The 11,437-nt window shown below is 69.0% G+C and carries 9 protein-coding genes and 5 pseudogenes; 6 read left to right on the plus strand and 8 right to left on the minus strand.

The window, feature by feature from the left end; translation table 11 throughout:
* The first annotated feature begins 16 nt into the window (after window positions 1-16).
* The gene (locus tag ABZ490_RS46250; protein WP_359004886.1) at window positions 17-685 is read left to right on the plus strand and encodes a hypothetical protein; all 669 of its coding nucleotides are present in this window, start codon (window positions 17-19) and stop codon (window positions 683-685) included.
* A gap of 455 nt (window positions 686-1,140) precedes the next feature.
* On the opposite strand, the pseudogene ABZ490_RS46255 reads toward ABZ490_RS46250, so the two are convergent.
* The 3 genes and pseudogenes from ABZ490_RS46255 to ABZ490_RS46265 all read right to left on the minus strand — a co-directional run.
* A pseudogene (locus tag ABZ490_RS46255) lies at window positions 1,141-1,425 on the minus strand (IS5/IS1182 family transposase); the annotation flags it as partial.
* A 391-nt stretch (window positions 1,426-1,816) separates the two neighbouring features.
* On the minus strand, window positions 1,817-2,845 hold the full coding sequence (locus tag ABZ490_RS46260) for an alcohol dehydrogenase catalytic domain-containing protein (RefSeq protein ID WP_359004889.1): 1,029 nt from the start codon (window positions 2,843-2,845) through the stop codon (window positions 1,817-1,819).
* On the minus strand, window positions 2,838-3,275 hold the full coding sequence (locus ABZ490_RS46265; RefSeq protein WP_359004892.1) for a tautomerase family protein: 438 nt from the start codon (window positions 3,273-3,275) through the stop codon (window positions 2,838-2,840). The genes ABZ490_RS46260 and ABZ490_RS46265 overlap by 8 nt, the downstream gene beginning before the upstream one ends.
* A gap of 80 nt (window positions 3,276-3,355) precedes the next feature.
* On the opposite strand from ABZ490_RS46265, the gene ABZ490_RS46270 reads away from it, so the two are divergent.
* Window positions 3,356-3,940 carry a TetR/AcrR family transcriptional regulator gene (locus ABZ490_RS46270; RefSeq protein WP_359004895.1) on the plus strand — a complete coding sequence of 195 codons (585 nt, stop codon included), beginning with the start codon at window positions 3,356-3,358 and terminating at the stop codon, window positions 3,938-3,940.
* Window positions 3,941-4,261: 321 nt separating this feature from the next.
* On the opposite strand, the gene ABZ490_RS46275 is transcribed toward ABZ490_RS46270, so the two are convergent.
* Complete coding sequence (locus tag ABZ490_RS46275; protein WP_359004897.1) at window positions 4,262-4,738, minus strand: tautomerase enzyme; 477 nt, start codon at window positions 4,736-4,738, stop codon at window positions 4,262-4,264.
* Between the two features lie 184 nt (window positions 4,739-4,922).
* Window positions 4,923-5,618, minus strand: coding sequence for an SDR family NAD(P)-dependent oxidoreductase (locus tag ABZ490_RS46280; RefSeq protein ID WP_359004900.1), 696 nt, complete (start codon window positions 5,616-5,618; stop codon window positions 4,923-4,925).
* Window positions 5,619-5,720: 102 nt separating this feature from the next.
* Between ABZ490_RS46280 and ABZ490_RS46285 the strand changes: the two genes are divergently transcribed.
* The 4 genes and pseudogenes from ABZ490_RS46285 to ABZ490_RS46300 all read left to right on the plus strand — a co-directional run bounded on the left by ABZ490_RS46285 (window position 5,721) and on the right by ABZ490_RS46300 (window position 9,521).
* Window positions 5,721-6,599: a helix-turn-helix transcriptional regulator gene (locus tag ABZ490_RS46285; protein WP_359004903.1), complete on the plus strand. Its 879-nt coding sequence runs from the start codon at window positions 5,721-5,723 to the stop codon at window positions 6,597-6,599.
* A gap of 577 nt (window positions 6,600-7,176) precedes the next feature.
* A pseudogene (locus tag ABZ490_RS46290) lies at window positions 7,177-8,159 on the plus strand (DUF6192 family protein).
* Window positions 8,160-8,161: 2 nt separating this feature from the next.
* Window positions 8,162-8,535: pseudogene (locus ABZ490_RS46295) on the plus strand (RacP protein).
* 116 nt (window positions 8,536-8,651) lie between these two features.
* Window positions 8,652-9,521 (plus strand): annotated as a pseudogene (locus tag ABZ490_RS46300) (IS5 family transposase).
* 10 nt (window positions 9,522-9,531) lie between these two features.
* Here the strand turns inward: ABZ490_RS46300 and ABZ490_RS46305 are convergent.
* The 3 genes and pseudogenes from ABZ490_RS46305 to ABZ490_RS46315 form a co-directional block, all read right to left on the minus strand.
* Window positions 9,532-10,026 (minus strand): NUDIX domain-containing protein, encoded by a 495-nt coding sequence (locus ABZ490_RS46305; RefSeq protein WP_359004918.1) that lies wholly within the window; start codon window positions 10,024-10,026, stop codon window positions 9,532-9,534.
* 54 nt (window positions 10,027-10,080) lie between these two features.
* Window positions 10,081-10,470, minus strand: a pseudogene (locus ABZ490_RS46310) (hypothetical protein); the annotation flags it as partial.
* Between the two features lie 464 nt (window positions 10,471-10,934).
* A partial coding sequence (locus ABZ490_RS46315) for a transposase (RefSeq protein WP_359004906.1) occupies window positions 10,935-11,437 on the minus strand: 503 nt, incomplete at its 5' end.

The raw sequence follows: 11,437 nt of genomic DNA on the forward strand, positions 1-11,437 counted from the left end.
ACGAGGACTCGGGCGGGTGCAGCGGGCCGTGCTGGCGTACGTGCGCAGCGAGCCCGGCGGCCTCAGCGGCCTCAGCGGCCTCAGCGGCATCGACGGCACCCGGCTGGCCACGTCGGTCACCGGCCTCGCCCGCGTCGTCTACGGCGCCGAAGAGCCGAGCGACGCCCAGCGTGCGGCCGTACGGCGGGCGGTACGCCGCCTGGAGGCCGGCGACCACGTCGAGGTCCACCGTCTGCGTGTCGGCCGTACCTACACCCAGCAGCGTGCCCATCCCCACTTCTGGCCGCCGCGCTACGACCGGCGCCTGGCGGTGTGCATCGGCAAGGACGGCTGCCCGGTTGAGCTGGACTGTCACTTCGAGTCGATCTGCGAGTCCTGCACCTTGTTCGTCACCACGATCGAGTTCCGGCCCACGCTCGAACGCCAGCGGGACGACGCGGCGGCCAAAGGCCAGGTGGCCCGCGAGCAGATCTTCGACGGACTCCTCAGCCGCCCGACGGAGAAGCCTCCTGAGCAGCACCTGAGCCTCTTTCGTCGCGGCCTAGTCAGTTGCCGCGGCGAGGTCCTTGCGCATCAGCTCGCGCAGAGTCTGAAAGTTGCGCTCAAGCTCCATGCGTGTGGAGTGCGCCCTAGCTTCGGTGGGCTCGCTGCCGGCGGCGTAGTGATCGCGCAGGTGGCGCATTGAGCGGAACGCCGCATACGCGGCGGCCTCTACTGCCGGCGGAGCTACCAGCCGCAGGCGCTCAAGCGCGGCGTGAACTCCTGAGGATCGGAACGCCTCTCGGACCACGGAATCCAGCGACGTGTCACCCGAATGATCACCGAGGCTGACAGCACGGATGGCTTCGCCGGCCTCGTTCATGGCTGTCATGAACTCGGTATATGTCTCCCGACGCACTTCGAGTGCCCGGCTGGACAAGTCACGGCGCCAGCGGTTGCGGTCCGCGATGAGGGTGGCCACGATGCCGATCGCCGCGCCGATGGCGGTCGACAGCGCTGAGCTCCAGTCCATGGGCATCAGAGTCACAGCAACCGTCTGCATTTGTCAGGCGAGCGAGGCACAGACATGGATCCTGACGGACCGTCACCACCGCAGACGGCTTGACATCGAGACCCGCGTATTTGGAGCTGTCCGGCCGATCACGTGCGGAGCCAGATGACGACGGCGGCTGCGGTGACGGTGCCGAGGAAGACGTAGCCGCGCTCGTCGTAGCGGGTGGCCACCGCCCGGTGGTTCTCAAGCTTGTTGATGGCCCGTTCGACGGTGTTGCGCTTCTTGTAGCGGTCCTCGTCGAAAGCCGGTGGCCGCCCGCCGCGTGAACCTCTGCGCAGACGGGCGGCCCGGCTGTCGTCCTTCTCCAGGATCGTGTGCCGGATGCCCCGGCGTCGCAAGTACTCGCGACAGGGCCGGTTGCTGTAAGCCTTGGGCGATGCCGAGCAGGCACCGCCCTGTGACGCCGCCGTCGACGGGCGTGACGTGCATCGGTGGCGCGAGCGGGCTGCCGAGGCCGGTGACGGGGCTGTACATCCGTACGCCGCCCGGGAACTCGTCCACTTCGGGGGTCTCCTTCGGCCCGCGACGGCGACCGGTGAGCTCTCCGGTGAGGGCGCGGACTCCGTCTGCCAGGTGATTCAGGGCTTCCGGGGAGGCCGCGGTGCGGACGGTGGCGTCGACGAGCAGGCGCAGCTCGTGTCCGAGGGCGGAGATCGCCCGCCGGTGTGCCAGGCCGCCCTCGGCCGCGGGATGGAGCGGGGTGGTGGTCAGAGGCTTGTTCATCGGGTGTCTCTGTGCGTGGTCGCGGGTACGACGGCGTGGTCAGCGTGCGGCCTGGGGCGGGGTGGTGTCGCGGACGAAGACGGGTTTGAGGTGCTTCTCGGGCAGGGCGTCGGGAAGTTGTTCCCAGTCGAGGATGTGGGAGACGACGCGGGCGGGGTCGACGGTGCCTGAGGCGGCAAGGTCGAGGGCGTCGGGGATGTGGGCGCGGACGTTGTCGCGGGCGATGCGCAGGGTGACGCCGGTGAGGTACATGTCGAGCAGCGGCAGTTCGCCGGGGCGGAAGTGGTTGCCGGCCGACTCGCAGATACCCTCCGGCGCAAGGGATCTGACGGCGAGGGTGAGCTGGTCGACGCGGCCGGTCGCCTCGACGGCGAGGTCGAAGCCGTGCCGGATCGGTTCGATCGCCTCGGCGGTACGCGCGCCGAAGCCTTCGGCGACCTTGCGGTGCTCGGGGTCGGGGTCGACGTACAGGACGTCGGAGGCACCGAGGGCGCGGGCGATGTCGCAGACGTACAGACCGATGCTGCCGCGGGCGACGACCAGTACCCGGGCGCCGGGCCGGGCCTTCAGGTGGGGGGCGACCAGGCGCCAGGACAGCGACCAGTTGTCGCTCGCCGAGGCCATCGCGACCGGGTCGAGGCCGGCGGGCAGCGGGACGAGCATGGCGTCGGCGTACGGGACGCGGACCAGGTCGGAGAAGAGGCCGCCCCAGCTGCCGCCGATCGGCGCCCCGTACATCGCCATGTGCGGGACCGAGGTGCAGTGGGCGGTCAGCCCAGTGCGGCAGTGGTCGCAGGCACCGCAGCTGATGGACCAGGGCACGACCACGAGGTCGCCGGGAGCGACGGCGGTCACGTCGTCGCCGACGTCGGTGACGCGGGCGACGCACTCGTGGCCGAGGGCGAACGGCGGGTCGATGAAGCCGTGGCCTGCCAGGATCGCGGAGTCCACGTCGCAAGAGGTCGCGGCGACCGGAGCGACGATCGCCTCCTGGCCGGACCGCACCGTGGGGTCCGGGGCCTCGCGCCACTCGACCGCGCGGCGGCCCACGTAGGTCAGCTCACGCATCGGCCTGCTCCTTACCCTGCTGCGCCAGCGCAACCAGATCGGCGTAGCGGATGACGGAGCCGCCGGCGCCCCAGGTGCCGTCCGGCTGTTCGTGGACGAGCACCCAGACGCGCAGGGCCTCGGCCGGATCGAGACCGGCGGCGGACAGGACCGTCTTCGTCGCGTCCTCGACGAGTCCGGCCTTGCGCCGCTCGGAGAGTGCGCCTTCCGGCACGGTCACCTCCACGAGGAAGCGGGGCGCGACGTCCTCGGCGGTGGTCTGGGCGCCCTCGGGCAGCTCGACGAGATAACTCCACGCCTGGGCGCGGAAGAAGGCGGTGTCGGGCGCGCCCTCCCAGTGCAGCAGTACGGAGGCGAGGTCGCGCTGAACAGTGGCGCGGGCCTCCTCGGTGAGGGCACCTGCGGGGACGGTCAACCGGATCATGGGCATGGCAGCTCCTATGACGTTCGTTATAGACGCCGGTCACGGTAGACTATGACGGACGTTATAGCCAGAGGGGAAGTGCACAGGTGCCCAAGAGCAGCACGCCGTCGCGCGAGCGCATCGTGGCCGGTGCGGCGGACATGATCAGCCGGCGCGGTCTGAGCGCCACGAGCATCCGGGAGATGGCCAAGCACGCCAAGGCGCCGCTGGGCTCGACGTACCACTACTTCCCCGAGGGCAAGCAGCAGCTGGCCACGGAGGCCGTCCGGTTCACGGGCGAGTGGGTGGCCCGCAGTCTGAGCAGGGAGCTGGAGGCGGGCCCGGCCGAGGGCCTCCGGGCGTTCCTCGCCCTGTGGCGCAAGATCGTCGTCGAGAGTGACTTCCACGCAGGCTGCCCCGTCCTGGCTGTGGCCATCGAGGAACCCCCGGCCGACGAGGTCCCACCCGCCCTGGCTGCCGCCGCCGAGGTCTTCGAACAGTGGGAGGCCCTCCTCGCCGCCTCCCTGCGCGAGCACGGCGCCGAAGCCGACCAGGCCGCGCAGCTCGCGACGCTCGTCGTCGCCGCCGTCGAGGGCACGGTGGCCATGTGCCGCGCCCAGCGCAGCACCGAGCCTCTCGACCGCACCGCCGAACAGCTCGAAGCCCTCATCACCGGCGCCACCAGGAGCTGACCGGTCGATCCATCCATCTCATGCCGGGGCGGCCTGCTGCGGCAGCAGCGCTGCCGCGCGCGAGAGTCGTTCTGGATGGCGGCGGCCGTGGCGCGACCGTCGTCCTCTCCGGTACTGCGGCCCGCCGTGGCCGAGCACGCCGGTGGAGACCTGGACGCGGTGGCGGTGGACACCGCTTGAAGCGGCGGTCGGCCGACAGTCGTACAGGCTGACGCTCCCGGGGTCGGCGCGACCGGGCGGCCCGCGCGACCGGGCGGCCCCCGCGTCCGTCAGGCCCGCGCGTCCGCCCATCCCGATGGGAGGGGACGCGCGGACCCGAGGTCACGCGCCGAGCGCGGCACGGATCGCCTTGACCTTCTCCTCGGTGAACACACCACTGTCGAGGAGCGAGAGGACGGACAGCGCGCCGCCACTGGAGCCCCAGCTGCCCTCGTCGATGACCCGGAAGTTGACCCACCAGGTCGGCGACGGCTGCGGCAGGCCGCAGGCGTCGGCCATCGCGGCGAGGATGCGCTCAATGACGGCGGTCCTGACCTCCTGACGCCAGTCTGCGTCCATCACCGCCACGTCGATCACCATGACGTCGGCGTCCGGACCAATGTCCGCAAGGAGCCGGCCGCCGATGGCCATCATGTCGGGCTCGCGCTCGACGAAGTGCACCTGGAACCCGACCCGCGCGGGCGGAGCGAACTGCCCCACCTCAGGCACGAGGACCGCGTCCGTCAGCGTCTCGGCCAGCGTGCGGCGCCGCTCCTGGCTCAGGCGCCCCGTCGGGGTGTTCACGGTAATGATCGTCACGAGATCCTCCTATGACAGTCGTTATAGAGAGCTTCAGGGTACACACGGCTATAACGAGTGTCATATCAGGAGGCAGGCCAGGACACTCCTGGGTGCCGAGCCCGGCGAGATGAAGGACCTCGGCACCAGTTCGCCGCCCTGGAACCCTCGTCCGTGCCGGGCGCGTCCCGAGTTCAGCGGTGCATCACCAGGGCATCTCCCCGTGTCGGTCACGGAAGGTCCCGGTCGGCCCGTCCGCCCCGAGGGTGGCGAGTTCGACGATCGCGTCGGTCCCCTCGGTCACTGTCTGCGAGCCGCTGTGCCCGTTGAAGTCGGTCGCGGTGTAGCCCGGGTCGGCCGCGTTCACCTTCACGTCCGGCCAGGACTTCGCGTACTGCGTGGTCAGCATGGTCACGGCGGCCTTCGACGCGGTGTAGAGCGGCGCGGTGTACCGGCCCTCGACGCGCCCGGGGTCGTGGGTGGCCGCGAACGACCCCATGCCGCTGGAGACGTTGACGATGACCGGGTTCGCAGACGTGCGCAGCAGGGGGAGGAACGCATGCGTCACCCGGACGATCCCCACGACGTTGACGTCAAACACCTCGCTGGCGTCAGCGGCCGTGATCTGGTCGGCGGGGTTGTGTGTCCCGAGGACGCCAGCGTTGTTGATCAGGACGTCGATGCCGCCCTCGCGGGCTCGCACATCGTCGGCAGCCGCGGCCACCGACGCGTCATCCGTCACGTCGATCTGTATGAAGCGGGCACCGAGTGCGTCGGCGGCCGCCTGGCCGCGCTCTGGATCACGAGCGCCGATGACGACGGTGTGGCCGGCCTCGATCAGGCGGCGGGCGGTCTCGTACCCGAGGGATTTGTTGGCTCCGGTGATGAACGTTGTTGTCATGCGTTCACTCTCGGCTCGTGACGAGGGCACAACCAGTGCCCTGGACGACGGTAGGACGGCCAGTACCAGGCACAGCGGCTGTCCGGCGGACACAATGGTCGGGTGAACGAGACCCTTGGCACGGCATTGCGCCGCTGGCGCGACCGGCTTTCCCCTCTCGACGTCGGGCGGACTTCGCGGCCCGGACGACGGGCGGTGGGGTTGCGGCGCGAGGAGCTGGCCGAGCTCGCAGGGCTGTCGGTCGACTACGTGGTGCGGCTGGAGCAGGGGCGCGCCACGAGCCCTTCGGCGCAGGTCGTCGCGAGCCTGGCCAGGGCCCTGCAACTGCAGCCCATGGAGCGCGATCACGCCTACCGGCTGGCCGGCCTCCTCCCTCCCCAGGAGGGAATGATCTCCACACATGTGCCGGCAGGGGTCCAACGGATGCTGGCTCGCCTCGGAGATTTCCCCGTCGGTGTGTTCAGTGCCGACTGGACCTTGCTGTCCTGGACTCCCGCATGGGCAGTGCTGCTGGGCGACCCCAGCGCGCGGACGCCCGTCGAGCGGAACCTGGCGCGGGCGGTCTTCGCCGCAGGGCCCTCAGGGCTCGCGGCCTGGCCCGTGCTCCAGGAGGGCGACGCCCTGGGCCCCGCCCTCGTCGCCGATCTGCGCTCGGCTCTCGTCAACTACCCCCGCGACCGCGGACTGATCGGCCTCGTCGAGGAACTTCGGTCCACCAGTGAGGAGTTCGGCCGGCTGTGGGACGAGGGGGCGGTCGGTCCGCACGTCTCGGCCCGCAAGACCATCGTGCACCCCCAGGTCGGCGAGGTGACGTGCGACTGCGACGTGCTCACCGTCCCGGGCTGCGACGTCCGCCTCGTCGTGTACACAGTGGCCGCAGGTTCCGTCGACGCGGAGAGGCTGGAGTTCCTTCGGGTCACGAACGGTATCCGCGCCGACGGCACCTCACCTCCGGGGCCCGGTCTGTTCTCCACGCCGTAACGATCGGGCCGGCCGGATCTCATCCACAAGCAGAGGTCAGGTCCGTCAGTACGTATTTCTGATCCCCTGTTTTGAGTAGCCTTGGGTTCTACGCTGGCGTGGTGTCCCAGGGCAGCGGGTGGGCCGGGGAGAGGAACTGTCGGGCTTGTGGCGACCGGCTGAGGCCGGGTTCGCGGCCTGACGCGTTGTTCTGTTCCGCGGCGTGTCGTGCCAGGCAGTGGCGTATGGAACTGCGGTTGCGCAAGCTCACGACTGCCGCGCTGAGCGGTGCGGGCGAGGTCGAGTGTCCCGAGTGCGGGGCCCGGTGGGTGGCCGGCGTCGACCGGAGGTCGAACGCCGTCTACTGCTCGCGGCGGTGTGTCGTGAGGGCCTGGAGGCGCCGGAAGGAAACGTTCGGCGAACGGGCACAGTGACCGCATCGGGAACGCATTCTGAGTCCGACTTCGGTCAGGATCCGGTCAGTTGCGGTCGTTCATTGTGATCAGTGGGTTTTCGGTCTGACTCTCGGTGATGAGCGGGCCGTGTCCACATCACGGACGTCAGCTCCGTGCTGCGGCCCGCATGGGTGGTGAAACCCATGGCGGAGGAGATCGACAAGGTCGGAAACGTCAGCCATTCCCGTTACGAGCAGATCGTGTCCGAGCTGCGGGACGTGGTGGAACAGCAGACGCGCGGGCAGTTCACGATCGGGGACCGCGCCCTGGAGATCGAGCCGATGAGAGAGCCGGGCGGCCACCACGCGGTGGACCCGGAGTGGTCGGTGACCACGACGCTCACACGGCTGGCCGAGGACATCGGCCTGAAGTTCAGCACCGTGAAGTCGGCGAGGTGGACGTCTTCGCGCTGGCCGGCCGACGGCAGAAGGACGTCTCCTACACCGTTCACCGGATCCTGGCCTACATCGAGGACGATCAGGAACGGTTCGACACGATCCTCACGCCGCCCGAGGGCAAGGCCCGGTGGACGCCGGACGACGCCGGCCGACGGGTCGGCAATCGGGTCGAGACACCGGTGACGCCGAAGGAGAAGATCACCGCGATCCATACGCTCGTTCAGGACGACCAGGTCGCCGCAGCGGTGACCAGCGACTTCCTGAAGCGGCCGGAGGTGACGGCCAAGGTGACCACGATGGACAAGGCCCGGGTGGTGGAGGAGTTCACCCGCGACGAGCACGTGGCCACCACGGCGGCCACGAACTTGCTGCGCAGGCCGGAGGTCGCGTTCAAGGCGATGAGCGACGACACAGCCCGCTTCCAGGTCGAGCGGGGCCGGCAAGCTCGCGAGCAGTTCGAGGACACCAGCCCGGTCGCCCCGGCGGTCCGTCACATCGGCAGGACAGTGGAGTTCCTGGACCTGGTCACCGCCTGCCACTCGTTCGTCGCCGCGGTCGGCCGGGCCGTTGCCGGCCTGCGCGACCGCACTCTCGGCGAGGACGAGCGCACGATCGTGCACGAGAACGTCGCGAAGGTAAGGGCGACGCTCGACCGGATCGAGACCGCGGTCGACACCGGCAAGGTCGACATGGACGGCGAGCTGGCCCGCATGCTGCGGGGCGAGTAGTCGTGCCCCGCCCCTCACGGCGTCGGGGCGAGGCCGCCCAGCGGCACGCGGACACCCTGCGGTTCGTGCCGTTCGAAGCCAGACCCGCAGGGCTGCTCTTCCCCCAGCTGACCCGCGCGAGCGAACCGTCCCCCAGCCAAGTCAGGTCGGGACTGGCCGCCCTGCGTGACATCATCGCCGAAAACGGCTGGCCACCACTGATCTGGACCAGGGCCGACGGCTACCAGCTCGGCGCCGAACGGGCCGCGCTGGAGGCATACGAACGGGCCGTACTCACCGAGAAACTGACCGAGTTCCGCCGGTTCATCACCGGCACGGTCGCCCCGCACGCCGCCGCCCACCCGGGCGACAATGGGTACGGCACATCGTCGCCTAGCTCAACTCCATCGAATCCACGCTCGACCTCGTCGTCTCTTCCTGACCACCACCGAGGGGCGCCCGGCCTCCGGCCGAACGGTCCTTCCCCATCCGATCCGAAGGGATACCGCCGCCATGCGTCAGCGTCGCTATCCCTCCGACACCACGAACGCGGAATGGGCTCTGCTCGAACCGCTGTTGCCGGAGCCGGCCTGCGAGACCAGCCGCGGCGGCCGGCCCGAGAAACATCCCCGTCGCGAGATCGTCGATGCCATCCGCTACGTCGTGGACACCGGCTGCAAATGGCGGGCCCTACCCGCGGATTTCCCCCCATCGAGAACGGTCTGGGGCTTCATGGCCCGCTGGGCCGCTGGGCCGCTGCTGGCGTGATCGGACAGATCCGCGACCAGCTCGCCAGCCGAATCCGCCGGGACATGGGCAAAGGCCCCCGGGCGGTGGCCACCGTGATCGACTCCCAGTCCGTCAAGGCCGCGGCAGAGACCGTCGGCAAGGACTCCCGCGGCTACGACGCGGGCAAAAAGATCAACAGCCGCAAGCGCCACCTCGCCGTCGACACCCGAGGCCATCCTCTGTTCGTGATGGTCACCCCCGCCGACCCTCCACGACAGCCACGCGGCCAAGGAAGTTCTCTTCCGCCTCCGCCTCATGCACCCCGAGATCACCATCGTCTGGGCCGACTCCGCCTACGCCGGAAAGCTCGTGACCTGGGCGAAGAAGCATCTCAACCTCACGATCAAGACGGTCAGCCGGCCGAAGGACTCCTCCGGTTTCATCGTGCTGCCCCGTCGCTGGGGCGTCGAACGGACCTGGGCCTGGATGATGCATGCCCGCCGGCATGCGCGCGACTACGAACGGCTCGTCCAACTCTCCGAAACCCTGATCACCTGGGTCGCCATCACCCTCATGACCCGTCGGCTCACCTGCGGGAAGAGCTTGGACCGCCGCCCGCCCGTCACTTCATCCGAGATCACGCACGCTGCGTGAACTCGTCTTGTCAGACGATTCCCCGCTCCACGGCGGCAAAGTAGTGGCTCAAAGTGTCATGGGTATCCGGAGTGAACAGGTTCTCTCGCATCGAGCTGAGGAGCTCGGACTCCGACAGCCAGCCGTGCCACATCACTTCGTCCGGGTCAGGATTCGGATTGTCGAGCAGGACAGCCTCGTGCACGGCGAGCCAATGGGGGCTGAGCCCGCTGCGGTTCAGGAACTTCACGATGAAGCGGACCGGCGCTCGAACACCCAGTTCCTCGGCCAGTTCGCGTGATGCGGCTTCCTGATAGGACTCGCCCGCGGCAACAGCACCGCCCGACGCCACCTCGTAGTGCCCCGGGAACCGAGCGACGTGCTCGGAACGACGTTGCACGAGAATCCGGCCTTCCCGATCCCGGCATACCGTCACGGCGATCCGATGCAACCAGCCACGGCGAACGGCCTCGCCCCGGCAGACCACCGCCAAGACCTGGTCCTGCTCGTCAACGCGCTCGACCATCTCATCCACGAGCTCCGCACATGGCTGCCGAGGCACGGCCACAGAGGCGGATACCTGCTGCTGATTGAGCTTCTTCAAGACCCGGTCGCGGAGAAGCTCATACTCCTCACGGAGCCTGCGCCACTCGGTCATGGGCGGGCGGGGGACGACAATGCCGCCAGTGACAGTCTCCTCCGGCCCGAACTGCTCGCGCGTGAGATCGACCTCAATGCCCATGCCCAGGCGGTTCCACCAGTGGTAGTCCACCCGCTCTCCGTTGACGTGGACCTCCCCGCGGATCAGCTCCCCTCCCAGCAGGTCATTGAGCACCATGGCGGTCACCCCGCACTGGTCCCGAGCCGGGTTGTCCTCGGTCCAGCGCGACCGGAACTCAGGAGTGCACGTCTCGGCACTCCAGCTGCTGCGAACGGCTCGTTCGATGTCGGAAAGAAGCAACGGCGTCATGCCCGTGATCCTGCCTGCAAACACTGACAACGGCCGGACACTGGCAGACATGGCAAAGGTCCGCCTCTGAGACGGTCCACGGCCTCTCGGCTCAGCTGAGGACCCAAAGCCGGCTCAGGCTTAGAAACAGGCACTCGGTGAAACGACCACTCACGGCTCTCATCATGGACGTGCCCTGACGCGACCGACGCGGTTGATTGGCGGTGTCTGGCCTGATACGGGCCGGGCGCCTGCCCGTCTCGCGCTCTGGCGAGTGCAGGCACCTCTGTTGCCCTCATCAGGCCCCTCCGCCGCAGTCACCGGCGCGGGAACGTGATCGACCGGACAGGTCCTAGTAGTGCTTCGTTAGGTTCTGGGCTGTCTGCGGCTGCTCCGAGGGCCGGGCAGGGGGTGGCCGCAGGTGGTGCAGGTACCGGTCCAGCACCTCAGCAGGTCTTGAAGGACGTCGAGGACCTGGTAGAGGGTCAGGCCGGTGTGCGGACTTTTGGGTCGAGCCGCCTGAGGGTGAGGAATGCCTGGGCGGCAGTGACGAGGGTGACGTGGTGGTGCCAGCCACGCCAGGTGCGGCCTTCGAAGTGGTCCAGTCCGAGGCCATGCTTGAGCTCGCGGTAGTCGTGCTCGATCCGCCAGCGCATCTTGGCCCACCGCACCAGGTCAGCGATCGGTGTGCTGGCGGGCAGGTTCGATATCCAGAAGTCCGTCGGAGTGTCATGGCCGTGCGGCCATTCGACGAGGAGTGTCTGGATGGGCAGGACGCCGTCCCATCGGTTGCGGCCGCCGCCCGCCTCCTGAGCCGCGGCCAAGGACTGCTTGCCCGCGGGCCGCACTGCCAGCACCGCGAACCGTGAGGTCATTGCGCCTTTGCTGCCCCGTGTCGGCGTACACATGAACGTCCCCACCCGCGTACGGATGAAAAGGGCCAGTTGTTGATGCATTGAGACCTGCTGCTCGGCACTCTGCTGCTTGG

The sequence above is a fragment of the Streptomyces sp. NPDC005811 genome (assembly GCF_040630405.1).
Classification (GTDB): domain Bacteria; phylum Actinomycetota; class Actinomycetes; order Streptomycetales; family Streptomycetaceae; genus Streptomyces.